This is a genomic window from Streptomyces sp. NPDC059456, from assembly GCF_042750055.1.
Taxonomy (GTDB): Bacteria; Actinomycetota; Actinomycetes; order Streptomycetales; family Streptomycetaceae; genus Streptomyces.
Genome location: NZ_JBHYVA010000862.1, coordinates 1 through 3,092, shown reverse-complemented (window position 1 = coordinate 3,092; position 3,092 = coordinate 1). Strand labels below are relative to the sequence as shown.

4 protein-coding genes are annotated in these 3,092 nt (G+C 75.4%); 2 read left to right on the top strand and 2 right to left on the bottom strand.

Translation table 11 applies throughout. The features are described from left to right. Positions 1-604: GntR family transcriptional regulator (locus ACFXA3_RS39690; RefSeq protein ID WP_385195823.1), on the bottom strand; the 604-nt coding region annotated here is incomplete at its 3' end. A gap of 29 nt (positions 605-633) precedes the next feature. On the opposite strand from ACFXA3_RS39690, the gene ACFXA3_RS39685 reads away from it, so the two are divergent. After that, positions 634-1,584: an EamA family transporter gene (locus ACFXA3_RS39685; protein ID WP_385195821.1), complete on the top strand. Its 951-nt coding sequence runs from the start codon at positions 634-636 to the stop codon at positions 1,582-1,584. Positions 1,585-1,688: 104 nt separating this feature from the next. Here the strand turns inward: ACFXA3_RS39685 and ACFXA3_RS39680 are convergent, their stop codons facing one another. Beyond that, positions 1,689-2,063, bottom strand: a complete 375-nt coding sequence (locus ACFXA3_RS39680) for a YbjQ family protein (RefSeq protein ID WP_385195818.1) — start codon at positions 2,061-2,063, stop codon at positions 1,689-1,691. Positions 2,064-2,332: 269 nt separating this feature from the next. Here ACFXA3_RS39680 and ACFXA3_RS39675 point away from each other — a divergent pair, with 269 nt between their 5' ends. Continuing rightward, positions 2,333-3,013 carry a hypothetical protein gene (locus ACFXA3_RS39675; RefSeq protein WP_385195816.1) on the top strand — a complete coding sequence of 227 codons (681 nt, stop codon included), beginning with the start codon at positions 2,333-2,335 and terminating at the stop codon, positions 3,011-3,013. Positions 3,014-3,092 lie beyond the last annotated feature (79 nt).

Here is a 3,092-nt window from a genome sequence, read left to right as displayed (position 1 = left end):
CCCCCCGCCAGCGCCCGCGGCCCGGGGGGGGCGGCCGCCCCCCCCGCGCGCCCCGCCCCCGCCCCCGCGGCGCGGCGCGCCCCCCCCCACCAGCCGGGGCGAAAGGTCCGCCGGACAGGGCCGGGGCGCCGGGTGCGGGTGCGGCGGACGGTGTCGCCGCAGGAGCCGGGGCGAGTGGGACGGCAGCGAGCGGGTCCGCCGGCGCAGTCGGCGCCGTCGAGGCCGCCGGGGCGAAAGGTCCGCCGGGCGCGGGTGGGGCGCCGGGCGGGGTGGAGGGTGCCCTTGGAGGGGCAGGGGCGGGCGGGATCGGGGCGGCCAGGACGATCGTGCCCGCGCGGCCGCGGCCCGCCACCTGGCCCGCGTCCGCCAGGCGCCGGTAGGCCTCGGTGACCAGGCCGCGGGTGACCCCGAGTTCCGCCGCGAGGACCCGGCCCGGCGGGAGCCTGCTGCCCACCGGCAGCGTGCCGTCGGCGATGGCGGCGCGGATGCGGGCCGTCAGCCAGTCGGTGCGGCGGCCCGGCGGTGCCTGCGCCGGATCCAGCTGGAGGAAGTCCGAGCCCCTCGTTTTGGACCCCTTGGATCGATCCGGTTCGGCACTGTCCATGGGTCCAATGCTGGCAGAGGCTGAACCGTATGAACACCTCTCTTCGCGACCTCGCGCCCGGCGCCCTCGGCATGGCCTTGGTCGGCAGCAGTGTCGGCGTCTCGCGCTCCCTGGTCCACGCCCCGCTGTTCGCCACCCAGGCCGTCCGGTACGCGGTCGCCACCCTGCTCCTCCTCGCGCTCGCCCGGGCCGCCCGGGTGCCGGTCCTGCGGCCGCGCGGCCGCGAGTGGCTGTGGCTGGGCGGGATCGCGGCGACCGGACTCGTCCTGTTCAACGTGGCCGTCGTCCGCGGTGTCGCGCATGCCGAACCGGCCGTGATCGCCGTTGCGGTGGCCTCCGTACCGGTCCTCCTCGGGGTGATCGGACCGCTGCTGGAGCGGCGCAGTCCCAGTCGCAGGGTCCTGCTCGCGGCTCCCGTGGTCGTGGCCGGGGCCGTGCTCGTGGAGGGGACGGGCCGCACGGATGCCGCCGGGGTGGCCTGGGCCGCGCTCGCGCTGGCCTGCGAGGCCGCGTTCACGCTGCTGGCGGTGCCGGTGCTGGGGCGGCACGGACCGTGGGGGGTGTCGGTGCACGCGGTGTGGCTGGGGGCCGTGATGCTGGGGGGACTGACCCTGCTCACCGAGCACCCGTCCGGCCTGGCGGCCGTCGGACCGGCCCAGTGGGCGGCCGCGGGGTACCTCGCCGTCATGGTGACCGCGGTGGCGTTCCTCCTCTGGTACCGCACGGTCGCCGCCGTGGGCGCCGGCCGGGCCGGCCTGCTGACCGGCGTCGCGCCGCTCGCCGCGGCCGCCATCGGCGCGCTCTGCGGCGGCGGGCTGCCGGGCCTGCCGGTGTGGCTGGGCCTGGTCGTCGTGGTCGGCGGGCTGGCGGCCGGGCTCCGCACACCTCGGCCCGGGTCCCGGCCCGGCCCCGGGCCCGTACGGACGCGGCCGCAGCCGCAGCCGCAGCCGCGCAAGGACCGGACGCCCGCGTCCCCTTGAGGGCCGCCGGCCCGGTGGATCACGGTCCGCAGATGCCGGCTCCCCCGTACGGCCGCCGCCCGTACCGCAGTTGGACGACGGGGGCGACGGCCGGCGGCGCGGTTTCAGGCGGAGGCGGGGGCGATCACGACGGCCGTCCCGTACGCGCACACCTCGGTCCCGACGTCGGCGGCGTCGGTCACGTCGAACCGCATCATCAGGACGGCGTTCGCGCCGCGGGACTTGGCCGCTTCGATGAGCCGTTCCATGGCCTGGTTGCGGGTTTCCACCAGGGTCTTGGTCAGTCCCTTCAGCTCGCCGCCGATCATCGACTTCAGTCCCGCACCGATCTGGCTGCCGAGGTGGCGCGAGCGGACGGTGAGGCCGAAGACCTCACCGATGACCTGCTCGACCCGGTAGCCGGGAACGTCGTTCGTCGTCACGACCAGGACGCCGGTCTGCTGGGCCCCCGGGCCGCCGCTGTAGTCATCGATACCCATGGACCCACTGTGGCGGCGGGCCCGGACCCGCGCATCCGGAGCCATCCGGCCGGACGGTCGGCTGCGGCCCGTTCGGCGTCCCTCGAACCGGCGCCGCCACGGCGCGCTGCCACCACGGCGAGGATTGGGCATTTCGGGCTATACGGCGGTGAGTCATCAGGGTTGTCCGACGTGCCGTCGCCATAGTCGACCCTGGCAGCCGAGTGGCTGCCACCCCCGGCCCGCGGTACACCGCGGCCGGACGGATGTCTTCGTAGAGGAGCCTGCACATGCAGAAGCCCACCAGGACCATCCTCGCTCTCGCCGCCGGAAGCCTGGTGCTCGGCTCGGTCGGCGCGGGCGCCGCCTTCGCGGACGACGGTCCGGCGGCGGACACGCCGTCGCAGGAGCTCGTCGTCCTGGAACCGGAGAACGACCAGTCCAGCACCTACCAGGGCGAGAAGTACACGGTCGGCAAGGTCGTCTCGCGCGTTCCGCTGAAGATCCGCAGCAAGCCGACCAGCCGCTCGAAGCCCGTGGGGCACGTGAAGCCGGACCACAAGGTCGCGATCCTGTGCAAGGTGCGCGGCGAATGGGTCGACGGCAACAACGTCTGGTACCTCCTCCACCTCAAGGAGGAGAAGGAGGAGCACGGGAAGCAGCCCATGGACGGGCAGCAGGCCTCGGACGCGTCGGGGCTGAGGAACGTCAAGGACGGGAAGGACGGCCGGGACGGCCGAGACGGCCGAGACGGGCGAGACGGCCGGGATGGCCGAGACGGTCGGGACGGCCGGGACGGGCGGGACGGGCGGGACTACAAGGACGGCAAGAAGGGGAAGGGCGGGCGGGACGACAAGGACGGCAGGAACGGGAAGGACCGTCCGGAGGCCAAGGACGGCAAGGACGGCAAGCAGGCCTGGATCAGCGCCCGTTACGTGAAGAACTTCGACCACGTGAAGTGGTGCGACTGACCTTGCGGTCCCCCGCCGGCCGGTCAGTCCCCCGGCCGGTCCAGCGGGGGGGGGCGGGGCGGGGGCCCCCACCCCCCCC

What these genes read in the sequence shown, in the direction of transcription:
- ACFXA3_RS39685 (WP_385195821.1), top strand. Translation starts at nt 634, where the DNA reads ATGAACACCTCTCTTCGCGACCTCGCGCCCGGCGCCCTCGGCATGGCC.
- ACFXA3_RS39680 (WP_385195818.1), bottom strand. Translation starts at nt 2,063, where the DNA reads ATGGGTATCGATGACTACAGCGGCGGCCCGGGGGCCCAGCAGACCGGC.
- ACFXA3_RS39675 (WP_385195816.1), top strand. Translation starts at nt 2,333, where the DNA reads ATGCAGAAGCCCACCAGGACCATCCTCGCTCTCGCCGCCGGAAGCCTG.